This window comes from Paenibacillus typhae (assembly GCF_900099765.1).
Taxonomy (GTDB): domain Bacteria; phylum Bacillota; class Bacilli; order Paenibacillales; family Paenibacillaceae; genus Paenibacillus_AQ; species Paenibacillus_AQ typhae.
Genome location: NZ_FNDX01000007.1, coordinates 84,794 through 104,691 on the forward strand (window position 1 = coordinate 84,794; position 19,898 = coordinate 104,691).

15 protein-coding genes are annotated in these 19,898 nt (G+C 54.4%); 5 read left to right on the forward strand and 10 right to left on the reverse strand.

Going from position 1 to position 19,898, the window contains the following annotated elements; translation table 11 throughout:
* Positions 1–8 precede the first annotated feature (8 nt).
* The 7 genes from sufU to BLR64_RS08650 form a co-directional block, all read right to left on the reverse strand.
* Positions 9–446: a Fe-S cluster assembly sulfur transfer protein SufU gene (sufU, locus tag BLR64_RS08620; protein ID WP_090713728.1), complete on the reverse strand. Its 438-nt coding sequence runs from the start codon at positions 444–446 to the stop codon at positions 9–11.
* Positions 433–1,659 carry a cysteine desulfurase gene (locus tag BLR64_RS08625; protein ID WP_139171933.1) on the reverse strand — a complete coding sequence of 409 codons (1,227 nt, stop codon included), beginning with the start codon at positions 1,657–1,659 and terminating at the stop codon, positions 433–435. Before BLR64_RS08625 ends, sufU begins: the two co-directional genes overlap by 14 nt.
* Positions 1,656–2,957 carry a Fe-S cluster assembly protein SufD gene (gene sufD, locus BLR64_RS08630; RefSeq protein WP_090713729.1) on the reverse strand — a complete coding sequence of 434 codons (1,302 nt, stop codon included), beginning with the start codon at positions 2,955–2,957 and terminating at the stop codon, positions 1,656–1,658. Before sufD ends, BLR64_RS08625 begins: the two co-directional genes overlap by 4 nt.
* A 30-nt stretch (positions 2,958–2,987) precedes the next feature.
* Positions 2,988–3,770 (reverse strand): Fe-S cluster assembly ATPase SufC, encoded by a 783-nt coding sequence (gene sufC, locus BLR64_RS08635; protein WP_090713730.1) that lies wholly within the window; start codon positions 3,768–3,770, stop codon positions 2,988–2,990.
* Between the two features lie 232 nt (positions 3,771–4,002).
* Positions 4,003–4,578, reverse strand: coding sequence for a DUF1802 family protein (locus BLR64_RS08640; protein WP_090713731.1), 576 nt, complete (start codon positions 4,576–4,578; stop codon positions 4,003–4,005).
* Positions 4,579–4,831: 253 nt separating this feature from the next.
* Positions 4,832–5,296: a Dps family protein gene (locus tag BLR64_RS08645; protein WP_090713732.1), complete on the reverse strand. Its 465-nt coding sequence runs from the start codon at positions 5,294–5,296 to the stop codon at positions 4,832–4,834.
* Between the two features lie 263 nt (positions 5,297–5,559).
* A complete protein-coding gene (locus BLR64_RS08650; RefSeq protein WP_090713733.1) occupies positions 5,560–5,862 on the reverse strand; it encodes a YunC family protein in 303 nt (100 codons plus the stop codon).
* 206 nt (positions 5,863–6,068) lie between these two features.
* On the opposite strand from BLR64_RS08650, the gene BLR64_RS08655 reads away from it, so the two are divergent.
* Entirely contained in the window at positions 6,069–6,605 is a 537-nt protein-coding gene (locus BLR64_RS08655; protein ID WP_090713734.1) for a hypothetical protein, read from the forward strand.
* A 74-nt stretch (positions 6,606–6,679) separates the two neighbouring features.
* Here BLR64_RS08655 and BLR64_RS08660 read toward each other — a convergent pair whose 3' ends face one another.
* Positions 6,680–7,057: a DUF423 domain-containing protein gene (locus tag BLR64_RS08660; RefSeq protein WP_090713735.1), complete on the reverse strand. Its 378-nt coding sequence runs from the start codon at positions 7,055–7,057 to the stop codon at positions 6,680–6,682.
* A gap of 173 nt (positions 7,058–7,230) precedes the next feature.
* Here BLR64_RS08660 and BLR64_RS08665 point away from each other — a divergent pair, with 173 nt between their 5' ends.
* Positions 7,231–7,692 carry a hypothetical protein gene (locus BLR64_RS08665; RefSeq protein WP_090713736.1) on the forward strand — a complete coding sequence of 154 codons (462 nt, stop codon included), beginning with the start codon at positions 7,231–7,233 and terminating at the stop codon, positions 7,690–7,692.
* A gap of 95 nt (positions 7,693–7,787) precedes the next feature.
* Here the strand turns inward: BLR64_RS08665 and BLR64_RS08670 are convergent, their stop codons facing one another.
* A complete protein-coding gene (locus tag BLR64_RS08670; protein ID WP_090713737.1) occupies positions 7,788–8,678 on the reverse strand; it encodes a hypothetical protein in 891 nt (296 codons plus the stop codon).
* A gap of 126 nt (positions 8,679–8,804) precedes the next feature.
* Positions 8,805–10,397 carry an amidohydrolase gene (locus tag BLR64_RS08675; RefSeq protein ID WP_090713738.1) on the reverse strand — a complete coding sequence of 531 codons (1,593 nt, stop codon included), beginning with the start codon at positions 10,395–10,397 and terminating at the stop codon, positions 8,805–8,807.
* 165 nt (positions 10,398–10,562) lie between these two features.
* Here BLR64_RS08675 and BLR64_RS08680 point away from each other — a divergent pair, with 165 nt between their 5' ends.
* The 3 genes from BLR64_RS08680 to BLR64_RS08690 all read left to right on the forward strand — a co-directional run bounded on the left by BLR64_RS08680 (position 10,563) and on the right by BLR64_RS08690 (position 19,791).
* The gene (locus BLR64_RS08680) at positions 10,563–11,207 is read left to right on the forward strand and encodes a methyltransferase domain-containing protein (protein ID WP_090713739.1); all 645 of its coding nucleotides are present in this window, start codon (positions 10,563–10,565) and stop codon (positions 11,205–11,207) included.
* A 173-nt stretch (positions 11,208–11,380) separates the two neighbouring features.
* Positions 11,381–18,109: a DUF7507 domain-containing protein gene (locus tag BLR64_RS08685; RefSeq protein ID WP_244157645.1), complete on the forward strand. Its 6,729-nt coding sequence runs from the start codon at positions 11,381–11,383 to the stop codon at positions 18,107–18,109.
* Complete coding sequence (locus BLR64_RS08690; protein WP_090713740.1) at positions 18,106–19,791, forward strand: COG1361 family protein; 1,686 nt, start codon at positions 18,106–18,108, stop codon at positions 19,789–19,791. The genes BLR64_RS08685 and BLR64_RS08690 overlap by 4 nt, the downstream gene beginning before the upstream one ends.
* Positions 19,792–19,898 lie beyond the last annotated feature (107 nt).

A 19,898-nucleotide genomic window follows, 5' to 3' on the forward strand; every position in this document is an offset into this window, starting at 1 on the left:
TCCTTGTTCTAATGTTGTTGGTGCCCTTCTTCTGTTTCGATTCCTTTGCGCAGCGCGTTCCAGGCCAGAGTGGCACATTTGATCCGCGCCGGGAATTTATTTACACCGGACAGGGCTTCTATATCTTCGTAATCTCCGAAATCTGCATCTTCACCCTTCATCAGAGAGGAAAAGCTGTCAGCCAGCTCAAGTGCGCGGCCGACCGTCTGGCCTTTGACCGCCTCGGTCATCATGGACGCAGACGACATGCTGATCGAGCAGCCTTCACCGCTGTACCGGGCATCCTTGACGATGCCGTCCTCTACTTTGAGCTGCAGCGTAATGCGGTCGCCGCAGGTCGGGTTGTTCAGTTCAATCTTTAGTGCATCGTCTTCAAAAGAACCGCGGTTCCGGGGATTTTTATAATGATCCATAATAACGCGTCTATACAGGTCATCCAAGTTCATAAGAGAAGTACTCCTTTGCCTTGATTAGGCCTTTAACCAGCGCATCTACATCCTCTTCGGTATTGTAGAGATAGAAGCTGGCCCGGGCTGTCGAGCTGACCTGCAGCCAGCGCATCAGCGGCTGGCAGCAATGATGTCCGGCCCGCACGGCTATGCCTTCGGCATCAAGTACGGTCGCCACATCATGTGGATGGACATCGCCGAGATTAAAGGTAACTACGCCAACCTGACGGTTGCGCGGCCCGTAAATCGACAGTTCGCCGATCTCCGAGAGCTTCTGCTCCGCATAAGCGGCAAGCTTCATTTCATGGGCATGGATATTGTCCAGCCCGACCTCCTGCAGGAAATCAATAGCAGCCCCGAGGCCGACAGCACCGGCGATAATCGGTGTGCCTCCTTCGAACTTGTACGGAAGCTCTTTCCAGGTCGAGTCATACAGGCCGACGTCGTCAATCATCTCGCCTCCGAACTCAACCGGCTCCATCGCTTCCAGCAGCGCTTTCTTGCCGTACAGGGCGCCGATGCCGGTCGGAGCCAGCATTTTGTGGCCGGAGAACGCATAGAAGTCACAGTCCAGATCCTGGACATCCACCTTCATATGCGGAGTGCTCTGAGCGCCGTCCACTACAATTACTGCTCCATGCCGGTGGGCGATGGCCGCCAGCTCTTTTACAGGATTCGTAACACCCATTACATTGGACACATAAGCGATAGCTACAATCTTGGTCTTATCCGTGATTGTTGATTCCGCATCCTCCAGCCGTACCGTTCCGTCCTGCTGCAGCGGGATGAACTTCAGGGTAGCCCCTGTCCGCTTGGCCAGCTGCTGCCACGGAATGAAATTGCTGTGATGCTCCATCTGGGTAATAACGATCTCGTCACCTTCGCCGACTGCAGCAGGACCATAGGAGGAAGCTACAATATTCAGCCCGGTTGTTGTTCCGCGGGTGAATATGATCTCCTTGACGCTGCGGGCGTTAATGAATTTCGCTACCTTCTCGCGTGCGCCTTCGTAAGCATCCGTAGCCCGGCTGCCCAGGGTATGAACACCGCGGTGCACGTTCGAATTATCCCATTCATAATAGGCTTTGACCGCTTCGATGACCTGACGCGGCTTCTGTGAAGTCGCCGCGCTGTCCAGGTAAACGAGCGGATGTCCGTTAATCTTCTGGTTCAGGATGGGAAACTGCTCCCGGATACTGCTGCTAATCATTGGCCTAACTTCCTTTCCACAAGAGATTGGAGCTGGTTGCGCAGTCCCTCCAGTGGAATTTGCGACACGACAGGTGCCAGGAAGCCGTATATGATAAGTTTCTCTGCGTCATGCCGAGTAATCCCGCGGGAAATCAGGTAATACACCTGCTCTGGATTGACCTGTCCTACGGAAGCGGCATGGCCTGCTGTTACATCGTCTTCGTCTATGAGCAGGATCGGATTGGCATCTCCGCGCGCTTTCGGGCTCAGCATCAGTACTTTTTCAGTCTGCTGGCCGTCCGCTCTTGTAGCACCCTTCTCGATCTTAGTAATTCCGTTAATGATGGAATTGGCTGATTCCCGCATAACCGCACGGGTGATCATGTCACTTGGCGTATGTTTGCCGAAATGCTGTGCCTGAGTAGTATAGTTCAGCTTCTGGGAGCCTGAGCCTACAGCAATCACTTTGGCGTCCGAGCTGGAACCGTTGCCCTTGAGCACCGATTTGGTATCGCTGGCGGTATCACCATAGTTCATCTCACCGACAATCCATTCGATTGTGCCGTCATTCTCAACAACTGCCCGACGGTAAGTGACATCCGTTGTGTCTGCACCGAGCTGATGGACAGTGGCATAACGCACTGTGGCACCAGCGCCCACGAACACTTCAACCGCACCGTTGTGCAGGCCTGCTTCGGTCTTGTCAGATACATAGTTGTCAACATAGGTAACAGAGCTGTTGGTATCGGCAACGACTAGAATATGCGGAACAAACGCTGCTTCAGCATCATCGGTAAGCAGGACGGCCTGCAGCGGAGTATCAATAACCACATTTTTGGGAACATAGAGGAATACACCGCCGTTCCACAGCGCTGCATGCAAAGCGGCAATGGAATGCTCGCCCGGCAGCACAGCCTTGTGCAGATAACGCTGAACAAGATCGCCATGCTCTTTGGCCGCAGTCTGCAGATCGGTAAAGATTACCCCTTGTGCCGCCAGCTCAGGCGCCAGCCGGGTATATACCACACCTGAATTCTGCTGAATAATCAGGCTGCCCTCCTCCTGGTCCTTAATAAGCGCAGCAATCGCCGCAGGTGCTTCATTAAGTGCCGCTAGCGGCTTGCTTGCCTTATAGCTTCCGTAGTTATTCACGTTCCAGCGGTCGATCCGCGTCTTCTCCAGTTTCGGCAATTCCAGTTCGGCTGCCAGAGCCAGCGCCTGCAGGCGGCTGTCCTTCAGCCAGCCCGGCTCGCCGCTGCCCTGCGATAATTCGCTGAGCCGCTCGGCGTCCACCGGAAGAATGGTTTGCGTCGTCATAAGTGGTTTCCTCCTTCCTGGTGTCTTTGTTTAGGCTTCCTGTCCTACTGTTTCGTCTTCAATTCCAAGCTCTTCCTTAACCCATTCGTAGCCTTCTGCTTCAAGACGCTCAGCCAGCTCAGGTCCGCCGGATTTAACGATACGCCCCTGCATCATGACATGCACGAAATCAGGCTTGATGTAGTTAAGCAGGCGCTGATAGTGGGTAATGACCAGGAAACCGCGTTCCGGGCTTCTCATCGAATTTACGCCTTCCGCTACAATCTTGAGAGCATCAATATCAAGGCCGGAGTCGATTTCGTCAAGAATGACGATCTTCGGATCCAGCATCATCATCTGGAGAATTTCATTACGCTTCTTCTCACCGCCGGAGAAGCCTTCGTTCAGATAGCGGTGCAGGAATTCCGGATTCATCTCCAGTTCCTTCATCTTCGCTTCCATCTGGCGGATGAAGCGGATCAGGGAGATTTCATTGCCCTCTTCACGGCGGGAATTGATTGCGCTGCGCAGGAAGTCGGAATTGGTTACACCTGCAATTTCACTCGGATACTGCATAGCCAGGAACAGGCCTGCACGTGCACGCTCGTCTACCGCCATTTCCAGCAGGTCTTCACCGTCAAGAACGGCTGTACCTTCAGTAACCTCATACTTGGGATGACCCATGAGTGCGGAAGCCAGTGTACTTTTACCGGTACCGTTCGGTCCCATGATGGCGTGAATTTCGCCGCCCTTCATCTGAAGATTGATCCCCTTCAGAATTTCCTTTCCTTCAATCGTCGCTTTCAGTCCCTCAATGACAAAATCTGCTGCCATAATTAATATTCCCTCCACTATTCAATTTGCGAAATCAGAAAGTTGTATTGTCACAGGATTTCCCTGATTGCCAGCACAATTATATTTTATATCACATTGTAATGATTATAAACTGAATCATAATGATTATCAATGATTCTCACTAATTTTATTACAAAGCATGCCTTTTTACAAATGTTGCTTTGCAATTTTCACAGCTATTTTACATGAGCCGACAGTTAACAGCAGCATGTCAGCTCCCTAGCGCGGACAGGATTTCCGACCTCCGGCACTCAAATTCACTGTCGCTAAGAACCGGCTTCCATTGCTGTTCCGGCGGCGCATCCTTCAGTTCAATCCAGGAACGGCAGCCTGAATATTCAGGCAGCACAGGTATGGTTGCCGCAGCCTCGCTCACATATACCCGCAGAAGCAGGACATGCAGCGGTTCCTTGGCTTTCCAGCGAAGACGTTCGGCGGCAAGCTGCTCGCTCCAGATATGGAACGGATACAGCAGCTCCAGCTGTTCCAGATCTCGGACCTCAATATCGTCAGCTGCTTCGGCATATGCCGCAAGCGAAACGGTTCCGCCCCCGCCGGCAGCTTCATCGGCCAGCGTCTGTGCGACCAGCGGACGGTAAGATTCTTTAAGCAGCTCTTCACGCTGATGCTCGTAGGTGGGGTACAGGAAGAACGAGTGGCTTTTCAGCTCAAAGCGTCTGGTCTCCTCCGCAATGCCCCCTTTGCGCAGCAGGATGATCTGCTGGCCTCCGGCCAGGGCATGTACAGCGGAAGCCCATTCCTTTAACGCTACAGGATTAATATTCAAGTGCAGTCTCCCCTTTCCGTCTACGTGTACTTAATAGCAGGTTTACTTTGGATTATATAACTTGCAGCAGCCATCTACAAATTGCTTGGATCACACCTTCCGCAGAAATATCTGCCGGTAACAGCCATAATTATAATTTACCGCAAAAAAATAAAGCCTCCGCACGGGCTGTGTCATCAAGACGCTTTAACTTAATGACATTGCCCGCAAGGGAGGCTCTATTCCATTATCCATTTTTTATATTGCCGCAGTGTTACGCCCCCAGGAAGGAGCGGAGCATCCACTGGTGTTTTTCCAGATCGGTGCGGATTTTGATGAACAGGTCCGCTGTCGGCTGGTCGCTGCTCTCCTCAGCCAGCTCGATGCCTTCAGTCAGCTCTTCCGCTACAGTGGCAAAGTCCTCGATCAGGGTCTGCACCATACCGCGGGTGTCCTCTTTGCCTGTGGCTTCCTGGATTGTACCAATTTCCAGATATTCCTTCATCGTTGCGGCAGGACTGCCCTTGATACTGAGCAAGCGTTCAGCCACTTCGTCCATTTTCAGTGTAATATCGTCATACAGCTCTTCAAATTTCACATGCAGGGAGAAGAACTGCTCCCCTTTGACATACCAGTGATAATTGTGGAGCTTGACGTAAAGTATGTTCAGGTTAGCCACCTGACGGTTAAGTACTTGTTCCAGTGAAGCTGTATCAACTTTGTTCGTTGCTTTAGCCATTTCAGATCCCATCCTTGTCTATAAAATTTGCCGGCTGCATGTCCATCCTCCGGCAGCAGCTGTCTATATTCATTGTACCCCTGATGCCCGGGTACGAAACAACAGCATACCGGCTGCGACAGCATGCGAAGGTAAGCGGACATGCTTTTTCCTCTTTGTAGGATGACCATGTATTACAGCCTTATCCGCTTTTGTTCCGGCAGCATAAAAGGGGCCCAGTAAGGCCCCTGCAAGGCTGTATTTTAAAGGGAAAATCTTACTGTCTAGAGCATTAACAGCAGCGCTTCTTCACCGGTCATTCCGGGAACAATCCCCAGCTTCTCAGCCTCAGCAGTAACAGACTCCAGCGGAGCAGCAAGCAATTGGGCCAGCGTACGCACACCCACTGCTCTTGCTGCAATGATCTTGCGGTCACCCAGCTTCTCATTAAGCAGGCCTACATCAAGTGCTCCGCACATTATATACCCGCGGTCTGTGCTTACAGTCAGCAGGGTTGTTTTGGGCAGCTTGACCTCGACACCAACCAGCGTATGACCGCCTACTTGAACAGGCTCCAATGTTACCACTTTGCATTTCCTCCTTATAATCACATTCACGATGTATGTGTATGCGTATCAAAGGGCCTGCGTGTGGACGAATGGACTAGTGCGGTCTATAGAATACCTGATTCCCAACTCCTTCCTCCGGACAAAGAAGTATATGCTTATTAGAATTTTAATGGTATAGTTTACTTGGCTTAACGAATTGATTTGATGAAAAAGCTGGGGGATTTATGGACAAGAAACTGCAAAATACGGACGGTAATTATTTGTTTAACGTCGACATCCTGATTAACGCCCGTACCAACCCGCTTGCTCTGCAATATCTGCTTGAAATGCTGAACAACAGCGATAAGGTTACGGACTTTAAAATCATTTCGGGACTTGAGCTGGGAAGAAGCATCGATACGCTGCTCCGCTCAGCCAAAGCGGCTCTGAATCAGGAGTCACCACAGCCGGTACCGTTTAAATTGCCGCCAAATCCGGTGAATGAGAAGCCAGTCATTGAGAAGCCGTTAATTGAAAAGACAGATAAGCCAAATGCTTCCAAATCCGCTTCCGAAGGGTCTGCTGACGCTTTTGCCAAAATCCGTCATTATATTAAAAGCAATCAGCTGGTCCGTCTGCGGACTAACCGGCCAGGCAACCAAGTCTCCATGCCCTGCCGGATTTTGAATTTTGATGAAGCGTCGTCCACCATCAGTGTCTATCATGTCGACGAAAAACAAGTGTATACCTTTAAAATTTATGAAATTGATGAATTTATGTAAGGGTATTCCTTACTGTAAAGAGCAAACAGGCACCTCCCGCGACGCGGGCAGGTGCCTGTTTGCTTAGGGTGACATCAGCTTTTGCGCGACAGGGCCTCCCAGGCCAGGCAGACCCATCCGGCAATGAAGCAGACTCCTCCCAGCGGAGTAATGGCGCCCAGAATAGTGATTCCCGATATACTGAGCACATACAGGCTGCCGGAGAACAGCACAGTTCCCGCTATAAGCAGCCAACCGGCCCAGCGCAGCCGGGTACTTTCCCCCCATTGGCCTATCAGTACCGCAATCACAAGCAGGCCAATCGCATGAACCATGTGATAATGAACGCCTGTCTCATAGACGGCCAGATCGTCGCTGCTAAGTACAGTCTTCAGCATATGAGCCCCGAATGCGCCAATCATTACCGACAGCATGGCCAAAATTGCGCCCCAGGCCATAAATTTTCGCTGCATTGCAGTCACAACTCCTCTTCATTAAGCTCATCTTATCTTAACTTATCGGCGCCTGTGAATTCCAGCTGGAGGCAACTTCCGGAATTTTCCCCGTTAAACCTTGCTTTTACAGCTGGGTTGTGAAAAAGTGGAAGGTATAGAATCTTCAACCCCATTTACGAGGAGTGCTGAATATGGATCACCAATATCCGCCCAAAACCGACCTTCCGGGAAATCCGCCGGAGTTCTCTCCGGCCGCAGCAGGCATGCAGCCGGAAACAAACCCGGAATATGCCTATCAGGAGAACAAACGCGATTATAAGCATTCCGGACCAGGGATCGCATCCTTCGTGATTGCCCTGGTTACAGTAGTCGGCTATGCCATTTCCTTTGTTTACGCCGGTATGCAGGCTTCCTCCATCCTCAGCAGCAGCAATGATGTGATCAATGATTCTTCGCAGGCCATCATGCTGCTCGGACTGACGGTCCTTATTCTGGCAGCCGTCAATGTAGCCGGTGCAGTTGTTGGTATTATCGGACTTACGCTCCGCAGGCGCAAAAAGGTATTTGCCATTATCGGTACCGTTATCAATGCCGTCATTCTGCTCCTGTTCATGCTGATGATCGCTACTGTGCTCGTAAATGCCGGTGCCTGATCCACAGGCCTGTTCCGGTATGCCATAGGTTTGGCGCATATAAAAAGGCCGCTGGGGATAAATCCGCAGCGGCCTTTTTGGGCCATTGTAAGCTGTTAACGGTTAACAAGGGAATCCAGTGAAGCATATACATGCGGCCCGAACCCTTCCGAAGCTTCGCGCTGCGGGATATTCATCCGGATGATATAGCCTTGGCCGTCAACCTCTTTGACGATGTACTGGTCGGTAAGCCCGGAGCCCATCGCTGTAAGATAGAGCCTTACGCCGGACATTCGGCGATCCTGCTCCTCCTGGCTCAGCTTCGTAACCTCTCCCACGGCAGAAAGGGCTTCACGGCCTTCCTCTTCCAGTGCGTCAAGATTGAAATCGGAAGGCAGCTTGGTGATGTCAGCATAATACCCGGGGTCCACCTTCATCGCCAGCCTGCCGGCTGCCTGATCAAAGGTGAAGATATCAAAGACATACAGGGAATAGCCGTCTCCTTCGGCCAGACTGGCGGTTTTCTCCTCCTCCATGCCTTCGAGGGTGAGCTTGATTACTTTGGTTGCCGGCAACTCCGCTTCTGAGGACCCTGCGCCGCCGGCTGCCTTCTCCAGTCTAGAAAGGACCCGCTGAACGACCGCAGGATCGCCTTCCACCGGTTTTTCCACGTATTCAATAATGACGGTATCATCCATTTCAAGCGCTGCAGGCGCGTCTTCAGTCCCTGCCCCCAGCTCAAATGCGGTTGGGCCTTCTTCTGTCTCTATCTCCACGGAATGATTGTCAATCTGGCCGATATAGGTACCTGTCCCCTGAATGGCCTGCTCAGGCTCCGCAGTAGGTGCCGGAGTAGGTGACGCTGCTGCGGTCTCTGTCTGGACCGGGGCAACGGTTGCCGAGGGTTCGCCGGGAGCTTCTGCCGGGCTCCGGCCGCCGCATGCCGTAATGGCCAGCATCAGGACAGCCACGGCTGCGGCTGCCGGTAATGAACGTTGTGATCTCATGTTGACGGCCTCCTTAGTTTTGCAGGTTTAGTAATGTCTACCCTTATTAACGTTTAACCCTCCGGCAGGGTTGCATAAACTTGTTCAGTTTCCTGACCGTACACCCAGATTCCGGAAGGAGCCTGCTTAACCGGCACTGTAAGCCACAGCACCGTTGATTACGGTCATCCGCACTTTAGCCTCAAGAAGCTCTTCTGCATCCGTAAGAATATCACGGTCTGCAACTGTGAAGTCAGCCCGGTAACCGGGCGCTATGCGCCCCCGTTCCAATGATTCCCCTGCGGCAGCGGCGCTGCCCTCCGTGAACAGCCGGAGCGCTTCCTGCGAACTAAGCTTCTCTTCAGGCAGATAGCCTTCATGATGCTCTCCGGGTCTGCAGCGGGTAACGGCAGCATGCATCCCGAGGAACGGACTCAGCGGCTCGATCGGGGCATCGCTGCCTCCGGCGCAGGGAATGCCCGCTTCCAGGAGCTTCTTCCATGCGTAGAGATAACCGGTTCTGGCCGGGCCGACCCGGTCCAGCACCCATGGAAAGTCGCTCGCCACAAACCGCGGCTGAATATCGGCAATCAGCCGCATGTCGCGCATCTGACTGACCAGGCTGCTGTTCAGCACCTGGGCGTGAATGAAGCGGTCCGGGAGCGCCGCAGCCGGCTGGAGCGGCACATGCCGCATTGCGGCCAGCGTCATCCGGGCCGCCGCATCGCCGATGGCATGCACCGCAACCGGATATCCCAGCCTGCGGGCTGAGCTGACGATGTCATTCAGCGCCTCCTGGGTATGGATCGCGATGCCCGAGGTTTCAGGCGCATCGCTGTAGGGCTGCTCCAGCAGGGCTGTCCGCCCGCCGATCGCCCCGTCGGCGAACAGCTTGACCGCGCCAAGCCGCAGCCACTCATCTCCGCTGCCTGCGGACAGCCTCAGCTGCTCCACCTCCTGCAGATAGGCATAGTAGAGCAGCTGATGGGTACGGAACAGCAGTCCCTCCTCCCGCAGCTCACGGTGAATGCGCAGCATCGTCTCCACGCTGCCCAGGAAACGCAGGTCCTCCGTGTGGACCGCGGTCAGCCCCAGTGACAGCGCGTCCGTGATGCCGCGGCGCACCGCCTGCTTCAGGGCGGCATAATCCGGCGCCGGCTGAACCGCATTGAACGGCTGGACGGCATCCTCGTAGATCCAGCCGTTCAGCTCGCCTCCGCTGTCGCGGCCGTAAGCGCCGGAGGCACAGTCAGGCGTGGAAGCCGTGACGCCTGCCCGCCGGAATGCCTCACTGTTGCCCAGAAAAGCGTGGAAGCAGGTCCGGGTCAGGAACACCGGATGCTCCCCGGTCACGGCGTCCAGCTCCGATATATGCGGAGCTGCCGCAGGACTGAATTCATTCTCGTTCCAGTTGAGGCCGAGAATCCATTCCCCGGGAGGCGTAACCGCCGCCCGCTCCTTAATGGCCTGCAGCATCTCCTCCTTGGAGGTCATGCCCGTGAAATCCAGCATGTCCAGCTTCATCCCGTGCATGCCCAGATGAACATGGGCATCTACAAGTCCGGGCAGGACATGCCCGCCGTCCCAGTCGATAACTGCCGCCCGGTTTCCGGACAGCTGAAGGGAGAGCTCACTCCCTTTACCGACAGCCCTGATGAAGCCGTCCTCCGCGAGTACAGCATCATATCCGGGATAGCCTGCTGCGGCCAGGTTTCCATTTTTGAACAGGGTTAACGTCATTTATAGCGGCTCCTTTATATTTGGAATCTTTTGCTTATTAAATAGGAAGAAAAGCGCTGTAGTACGGTTTCTTTCCCGCATCATAGGCATCTACCGGAAGCAGGAGCCTGCGGAAATAATACTATAGTGAAGAGCCTTATTTATCCCCCCGAAGGAGTGGTTTCCTTGAAAATCGATATCGGCTGCGGTTCCGCCAAAGAATCAGGTTATCTGGGAATCGACCGGACCTCGTACCCCGGAGTGGATATGGTATGTGATATTAATAAAGAAATTCCGTTGCCGGACAACTCTGCAGAATTCGTCATGGCCAGCCGCGTTCTGCCGTACGTGGACGATCTGATGTCGGTAATGGCGGAGATTTACCGGATCAGCTGCCATAAAGCGGTTGTCTGCATCCTGGCTCCATATGCGCATAGTTATCCCCACAGCTCCAACCCTTTTTTCAAGCAGAAATTCGATGAGTATACCCCCCGCTATTTCACGGGCAGCTTTTATCAGCCTTCTGCAGGCCCGCTTTCGCCGGCGGTTCCCGATTACCCGGCTCCCGCACCTCCGTTTGATTACCGGCTGCTCCGGATGGAGCTGTTCTATCAGTATCCTTTTGACCAGTCGCTGTATGAAGTAGAGGAGCTTGATGTCCTCAAAACGCTGCAAGCAAATGTCGTCCATGAAATCATGTACCATTTCGTTGTGGTCAAAAAGGACATTACCTATGCCGAGCTGGAAGCGATGAGCCGTACTCCCTATCCGGAGCCGCGTGTTCTCCTGGAACGCAGACGGTTAGCCGGACTTAGAGAGAAACCAATGTAGAAAAGCCGCCGCACGGAATGGAAGCCATCCTGAGTTTCACTAAAAATTTTGCTAGGGACAAACAAGTAACCTCATTCTCCCTCATAGGCTAATATATCACAAGAAAGATGGCACATCGTCTCTGCAGGTGACGGTCTGCTTTTTTTTTCGTTGCAGTTTATCAGCAGTATTCAATGAAGGAGGTGAAAAAGATTCCTCTAGTCGTTCGGTCTACGATCAATGCAACCGGTGCTATTACATTTACAGGAAATACACTCGGGTTAAGCCGTTCGGATACAGCTGGCGTGCCAGGCACACAGGACAGTATAGGCGCCTTCACTACAATCAATACGGCCTCTGCCTTCGGCACTTACCCTGCCGGAACTACCAGCCTGTATCAGAATAACAGCTCTTCCGCCATTTTGACGATTCCCGCCGGAAGTACGGTGCTGTATGCAGAACTGATCTGGGGCGGCTCCTATATTAACGGGTCCGTCAATCTTAGCGCGGCCATTAATAATCCGGTTTCGCTGACAACGCCTGCCGGCAACACGGTCAGTGTCTCTCCGGATTCAGCCACCAGCAACACGGTTGAACTGGGCGGCGGCGCCTCTGCCTACGTGCGTTCAAATAATGTAACCAGCGTCATTCAGGCCGGCGGAGCCGGAACCTATACCGTAGCCGGTGTAGTCGGCACCATTGTGATCTCCGGTGATTCTACAGCCAACCATGCCGGCTGGACCCTTGGCGTCATCTACCAGAACCCGTCGCTGCCTTTCCGCAATATGTCGCTGCGCGCCGGTGCTGTACTGGTCCAATCGACTTCAGCACCTGTGGTCACCACCATTACAGGCTTTGCCACTCCTGTAACCGGTGCGCTCGGCGGACGCATTTTGTTCAGTGCACAGGAAGGCGATGCCAACCGTTCCGGTGATCAGGCATTATTCGGTCCTACTTCTGCTACACAGGTTGCGCTGTCCGGCCCCAATAACTTTGCCAACAACTTTTTTGCCTCACAGATTAACAATGATGCCGGAGCGCTGAATACCACCGGAACGTTCGGCAACCGCAACCAGACCAACGGCAGCCCGGGCAGCAACATTGTCGGCGGCCGTCAGGGCTGGGATATTACGAATGTTGATGTGTCAGCCAGGCTGATTAATAACCAGTCCTCCGCACTGCTTACACTGACGACTTCCGGTGATGCCTATGTGGTAAACGGAAATGCCCTGCAGATTGATATCAACGCACCGAAGATCAGTCTTACCAAAAGCGCCAACGTAACCGGAACCATTGTCGGCGATACTGTAACATACACCGTAACCGTCAGCAATACCGGTACAGCCAGCGCCGCCAGTGTTGTGCTATCGGATACTTTGCCGGCCGGTCTGACCTTTGTCGCCGGTAGCGTTGTCGTCGCCGGGGTTTCGAGGCCTACCTTCGATGTAACAGCAGGTATTCCCTTAGGCTCACTTGCCCTTGGCACCTCTGTGACCGTTACATACCAGGCAAGGGTCACTTCACTGCCCAGCCCGCAGTTTGTTCCGAATACCGTCAATGCAGCCTTTACGTTTCAAAGCGTGGCCGGCGGTCCTGTTGTATCCGGTGTCATCCCGTCCAATACAAATTCTCTGCCGGTATACTCTCCTGTGCTGGGGCTTGTCAAAAGCGCCAACACCACCAATGCAACCGTTGGCGATCAGATTACCTATACCATTCAAATTAACAATACCGGAAATATCGGAGCAGCCACAACACTGACCGACAACATTCCGGCGGGCAGCACTTATGTACCGGGCAGCTTCACCGTAAACGGTACACCGGTGGCCGGAAATCCGGCCGCCGGTATTCCGATCGGCACCATTGCCGCCGGAGGAAGCTCAACTGTGCAGTTCCGGGTTGTCGTTAACAGCCTCCCGTCACCGCCCCGGCTCGTGGACCAGGCAACCGCTGCCTATACCTTCGTGGTGCCCGACGGCCGTACGGTGTCCGGTTCAGCCGCTTCAAATACTCTGACCATACCTGTAACCCTGCCTAACGTGGCAGTAGCCAAAAGCGCAAGTCTGCCCGATGTTGCTGTAGGGGATACTCTGCTCTACACCTCAGTCATCAGTAATAACGGCATTGCTGCCGTCACCAGTGTCGTCCTGTCCGATCAGATACCCGCCGGCAGCACCTTTGTCCCGGGCAGTGTTGTTGTCGCCGGTTCAGCCCGGCCCGCAGCGGATCCGGCATCAGGGATCAGCATCGGAGCTATTCCCCCCGGCACCAGCGTCACTGTCACTTTTCAGGTTACTGTCACTTCAGTCCCTGCAGGCTCCCAGCTTTCAAACCGCTCATCGGCCTCATACAGCTCAGGGGCATTCACCGCCATTACGCAGTCCAATATTGTAACGACCCCGGTCTTCCAGCCCGTCATCGGGATAGTCAAAAGCGCCAGCCCGTCCAGCGCAACCGTCGGCGGGAATGTCCTGTACACGCTGCAGGTGCAAAATTCGGGTAATATTGCTGCAGTCGTCACACTGAGTGATAACATTCCGGCAGGATCGGCTTTTGTACCCGGCAGTGTCATTGTGAACAACGTCGTCCGTCCGTCGGATTCCCCGCTCACCGGTATTCCGCTCGGATCTGTAGCACCGGGAGCGGTTGTAACGGTGACCTTTCTGACGTCAGTACAGTCGCTGCCTTCACCGGCGGTGCTAACCGATCAGGGCAGCAGCAGTTATACCTACCAGCTGCCCAGCGGCCGTTCACTTGCCGGCACAAGCGTATCCAATACGGTCAGCATTCCGGTATCCGCACCTAACATTAATCTGCTGAAAAGCGCCAGCCTGAATGCCATTGCTGTCGGAGAATACATCACCTATACCGTGTCAGTCTCCAATCCCAGCGGCGTGGCGGTTAACAATGTTGTCCTCTCCGATCCGATTCCGGCCGGAGGCGCTTTTGTGGCCGGCAGCACAACCATTAACGGCGCCGCTGCACCCTCTGCCAATCCCGGTGCCGGCATAAACCTGGGCACCATCGCTGCAGGTGCAACCGTGGTTGTCACGTTTCAGGTCAACGCAACCTCTGTGCCGCCGTCCGGACAGCTGGGCAACCGGGCCAGCGCGTCCTTTACCGCCGGCTCATTCAGCGGTACCGCGTTGTCAAATACGGTCAATACACCGGTCTTTATACCGGTAATCAGCCTTATCAAAAGCGCCAATGCCGTTCAGGCTTCGGTAGGCAGCACCCTGTCTTTCTCCATTCTGGCCAGTAACACCGGAAATATCGCTGCTACCCTGAACCTGACAGACAGCCTTCCGCCTCAGGTGACCTTCGAGCCTAACAGCGTCATCGTCGGCGGTACACCGCTGCCAGGCTATAATCTGGTGAGCGGAGTGCCGGTAGGTCCGCTCGCCCCCGGCGACAGCGTTACGGTGAGCTTCCTGGTCACCGTTACAGCTCTGCCTCCGAACCAGCAGCTGCTGAATACCGCAGCAGCCTCGTATACCTTCACCCTGCCGGACGGGCGGCAGCTTGGAGGAAATACCGCATCGAACACACTCGCCGTTCCTGTCTCTGCACCAAATATCAATGTCGTTAAAAGCGTCAATGCCATTGATGCCGTTACAGGCGACATCCTGACCTTCACCTCCGTGCTGACCAACACAAGTATCGCCGCCGTCAATAACATCATTCTCAGCGATCCCCTGCCTGAGAATGCAGCCTTCATCCCCGGAACCGTAATTGTGGGCGGCGTCTCCCAGCCGCTATCAGTTCCGTCCACCGGCATTCCAATCGGCAGTCTGGCCCCAGGGGCATCAGTTGCCGTAACATTCGAGGTGAGGATTACAATGCCGATTCCTTCACAGATTAATAACCAGTCAACCGTCAGCTTTACCTCCGGGGTCTTTTCCGGTTCATCCAGCTCCAATGTGACCACTACCCCGGTCATACAGCCGCAGATCTCACTAGTAAAAAGCGCAAACGACCTAAATGCAACAGTCGGCGATACAATTATATATACCATCGTCGTCAGTAATACCGGTAATCTGGCAGCAAACGTGACCCTGACCGACAATATCCCTGCAGGGACTACCTTTGACCCGAACAGCGTCATTGTCGGCGGCTTCCCGCAGCCGGGCTCCGCACCGGATACCGGGATCGCGGTCGGCACCGTCGCTCCCGGTACCAGTGTAACGGTCAGCTTCACGGTCTTTATCGTCTCCCTGCCAACCCCGCAGCAGCTAGTTAACCAGGCCAGCTCCACCTTCACCTTCACACCGCCTGACGGGCGCCTGCTGACCGGTACGGCAGCATCCAATACAGTAACCATTGCTGTAACTGCACCTAACCTCGCAGTCGTAAAAAGCACAACCTTCACCGCTGCCGCACTCGGGGACACTATTCCTTATACAGTAACCATTACTAATAACGGGATCGATCCGGTCAACAGTGTGCAGCTTAATGACCCGACGCCGGACGGCACTGTTTTTGTTGTCGGAAGCGTGGCTGTTAACGGAGTGCCTTTCCCGAATGCCAATCCGGCAACAGGCGTGTCCATCGGCACACTGGCGGCCGGCGCCTCATCAACAGTGACCTACAATGTACTGGTGACTTCCGTACCGGCTGATGCTTCCATTGATAATCAGGCAACTGTAACCTACACATCAGGGGTGTTCTCGGGCTCGACGTTTTCCAATCCTGTGGCCGTACCCGTCTTTCAGCCGAATATCGCTATCGTCAAGGGTGCCAGTACCACCAATGCTACAGTCGGCGATACGGTGACCTACTCCCTGACTGTAAGCAACACAGGCAACTATCCGGCTGTTCTGACCGTGACCGATAATATCCCGGCCGGCACAACCTTTGTTCCTAACAGCGTGCTGGTGAACGGCCTGCCGCTGCCGCAGGCCGATCCTTCCACCGGCATCGCCGCCGGAACCGTTCCTGCGGCCGGAAGCGTACAGGTGCAGTTCTCGGTTGTTATCACCTCACTGCCGTCGCCGCAGCTTCTTGTCAATCAGGGGACAGCGTCCTACACCTTTACCCTGCCGGACGGGCGGACACTCAGCGGGTCGGCCCTGTCGAATACCTTCACCATTCCGGTATCCAATCCGAATCTTGGCGTGGTCAAGAGCACAACTACTACTGCTACCACAGTCGGCGATTCTATTACTTATACAGTGGTGCTGACCAATAACGGCATCGCTGCGGTTAACAATGTCGTCTTTACTGACGCGCTTCCGGCAGGCACGACCTTTGCAGCAGGCAGTGTGCTGGTGGACGGAGTACCGCGTCCGGGTGCCTCACCGGCTACCGGGGTTACCATCGGCAGCATTGCTCCAGGCGCTTCGGTCACGGTCGCCTTCACGGTCAACGTCACCTCGCTTCCGGCGGGGGGAGTGCTGAACAACCAGTCCTCCGTCAGCTTCACTTCCGGAGCGATTGCCAATGTCGCCTTCTCCAATATCGTCACTACACCGGTCTATCAGCCGATCGTCGCTGCCGTCAAATCCTCCAACGTCACCAATGCAACGGTCGGTGATACCATCACCTATACGGTTACCGTCAATAATTCAGGGAATTACCCGGCAACGGGCACCCTGACGGATACGATACCTGCCGGCACTGTACTTGTTGCCAATAGTGTGCTGATCAATGGCCTGCCGGTGCCGGGCAGCGATCCGGCCACAGGCGTTCCGCTCGGAACCATTGCTGCCGGAGCAGCGCTGACCGTCACCTTCTCCGTGCTGATTGATACGCTGCCGCCGAGCCAGCAGCTCAGCAACCAGGCTGTTATTTCTCTAGCTTATACGCTGCCTGACGGCCGTACCTTTAACCAGACCGCTTCTTCAAACATTAATCTGATTTCAGTATCATCTCCCAACGTTGCCGTTGTCAAAAGCACCAGCGTCATTGATGCCGTCATCGGCGACACCGTCCCTTACACGGTCGCTGTCACCAATAACGGGATCGCGCCGATCAACAACGTTGTGCTTAGTGACCCGATACCGGCAGGCGCTTCCTTTATTACCGGCAGCGTAGTCGTAGACGGCACTCCGGTGCCGGGAGCCAATCCGGCCAATGGTGTTGCCATCGGCACCATTGCACCGGGAGCAACGGCCACCGTTACCTTTAACATTCTGGTAAATGCCCTGCCTGCCAGCACTGTTCTGAACAACCAGGCTTCGGTAAGCTTCACCTCCGGTGCTTTCTCCGGTGCTTCCTATTCCAATAACCTGATCACACCGGTGTTCCAGCCGTTCATCAATGTCGTTAAGAGTGCAGATACAGCTAACGCAACTGTCGGCGATACAGTCACTTACTTCCTGAATGTGAGCAACACAGGCAACCTGCCGGCTGATGTTACCGTAACCGACGCCATTCCGCCGGGAGCTGCACTTGTGCCGAACAGTGTCCTGATCAACGGCGTACCGCAGCCGGGAATTGACCCTACCTCGGGAATTCCGCTGGGTACAGTTGCACCCGGAGCTACCGTTACTGTAACTGTAACTCTACAGGTAACAGTTGCCTCCCTGCCGTCACCGCAGCAGCTCGTCAACCAGGCAGCCGCCAGCTTCACCTTTACTCCGCCGGACGGACGTCTGCTCTCCGGTTCCTCGCTCTCCAACGTGCTCGTCATTCCGGTCTCTTCTCCGGATGTTACAGCAGTTAAGAGTACTCCGGCAATTGATGCGGTAGTCGGTGACCTTATCACCTACACCATTGTGGTAACCAACAACGGCATTGTCGCCGTAAATAATGTCGTGCTGGTTGACCCGATTCCGGCCGGCAGCCAGTTTGTAATAGGCAGCGTGGCCGTCGACGGTGTTCAACGTCCAAATGCCAACCCTGCAGCCGGTATTGTAATCGGTACGATTGCCGCAGGCGCTTCAGTGACCGTTACCTTCCAGGTACAGGTAATTGAGGTATGACACCAGGCCCGAATCTGCAGCCCGTCGTGACGAATCAATCCATGGTGCTGTTCAGCTCAGCAGCAGGGAATGACGGGATCACCTTCTCCAATACCGTCAATACACAGGTTGTTGGTCCTGTTCTCTCACTGGTCAAAAGTGCAGACAAAACCAGTGTTTCCCTTGGGGAAACACTGGTTTATACTATCACGGCGAGGAACAGCGGCAATCTCCCTGCTCTGGTTACCGTTCTGGACGCCCTGCCCGCTGGAGTATCATTTATTGCCAACAGTGTCATAAGAGACGGCGTCCCGCTGCCCGGCGTATCTCCAGAGGGCGGAATTCCGCTTGATAAGGTTGCACCGCAAAGCCAGGTTACGGTCGCTTTTCAGGTTATCGTGGTTTCGCTTCCGCCTTCCCTTGAGCTGCAGAATGCCGCAACCGGCACATATTCCTTCTCCACCCCGGGCGGCAGAATGGTGCAGGGGGAGATCCGCTCCAATATTGTTGCGGTACCGCTGCTATCCTACCAGCTCTCCGTCCTGCTTACTGCAAGCACCACGACCACCTTCGTGGGGGATGTGTTTACGTATACCCTGCTGCTGAGAAACGAGGGGACACTGTCACTTGGTGGTATTACCGCAGTCATTCCAGTCCCGGAGGGAGCGGTGTTTATTCCCGGAAGCGTAGTTGCAGGTGGAGTATACTCTCCCGAGGCGGACCCGGCTGCCGGAATACCGCTGGGTACACTCGGCGTTGGAGCCGCGGCGGAGATTTCCTTCCGGGTACGGGTCAGTGCAGTGCCGCCCGGCTCTGTCCTTGTTACCCCCGCAACGCTCTCTTATATCGTGAATGATGTTGAGGAACAAGCGGTGAGCAACACAGTAACGGTTACAATTGTGCAGGCAGGAATCCATGTGAGCCTGAAGGTAGACCGGCATAGCGCAACTCCGGGCGACAATCTCCGCTATGAATTTACGGTCCGGAACAGCGGCAATCTTGCAGTGGAAGCCGTGCTAACCGATACCATACCCGCTGGCACCCTGTTTATCTGGGACAGTATACAGGTAAACGGAGTTCCCCGTCCGGGAGTGCGGCCTGGGGATGGCGTTCTGCTCGGTACGGTAAGACCGGGAGCAGCCGTTCATGTAGCATTTCTCGCAGCTGTACCTGCTGCCACCGATATCCGGGAGCTGCCGGCCATCCGGAACCAGGGAAATGCCACGTATACCTACACGCTTCCGGACGGGAGGAGCGTCAGACAGAATTCCCGGTCCAATGCAGTCACTACATTGCTTTATGCGCCGATCATTTCGATTCAAATGAGCGGTGATCCGCCGGTTGTCGAGCACGGAAGCATTGCCGAATTCAGCATTCATGTAACCAACAGCGGCAATTATCCTGCTGAAGTAACAGTGATCCGGATTGTGCCGCAGGGCACGGTCATTGATCCGGATATTGTCACTGTCAGCTCGGTCACGGTACCGGGCAATTCCTATAGCGGCACTGTGCAGCTGGGAGTCCTTGAGCCGGGGCAGACGGTTCATCTGACCTATAGGGTCAAAATCAATATCGATTATATGGGCAATACGCTTCAGGGCAATTCGACCGCGCTGTATGTGTATACCATTGAGGACCGCCGCTATTCAGGCGAAGCCATATCCAACAGCTACCGTCTTATCATTGAGGAGATCAGTGAATAAAGACAGTTCACATATCCCCCATCCCCATGAATATACTTTAGTTACAACCCTTTCAGCGGAACTAAGGCTTGTGAAGGGACTGATTTATATTTCATGGGAGGTGGTCA